Source organism: Collinsella sp. Sow4_E3, from assembly GCF_052116285.1.
Lineage (GTDB): Bacteria > Actinomycetota > Coriobacteriia > Coriobacteriales > Coriobacteriaceae > Collinsella.
Map to the genome: position 1 here is coordinate 1 of NZ_JBQKLJ010000142.1, position 396 is coordinate 396.

At 37.4% G+C, this 396-nt stretch carries 1 protein-coding gene; it reads left to right on the forward strand.

The annotated features are described in order from the left end of the window. Positions 1-396 (forward strand): family 1 glycosylhydrolase (locus tag ACTQ48_RS11660; RefSeq protein WP_441571106.1); only part of this gene is annotated, 396 nt, incomplete at both ends.

The following is a 396-nucleotide window of genomic DNA, read 5'->3' on the forward strand; positions in this document are numbered from 1 at the left end:
TTATTGTACAGATGTTCAAGTTCGTGGTGAATATCCAGCATACGCAGAACGCATGTATCAAAAATATGCTGTGAAAGACTTAGTTATTGAAGAAGGCGATTTAGAATTATTAAAAGAATACCCAGTGGATTACATTGGCCTTAGTTATTATATGTCGACTGCTGTCGATGTTACTGGTACTACCAACGATACAGCAAATGGGAATCTTTTAGGCGGCGTTAAAAATCCCTTCTTAGAAGCAAGTGAATGGGGTTGGCAAATTGATCCCGAAGGCTTACGAATTGCCCTAAATGAATTATATAATCGTTATCAAAATCCTTTATTTATTGTGGAAAACGGCTTAGGTGCAATTGATAAAGTAGACGAAAATTTCTATGTGGCGGACGACTATCGGAT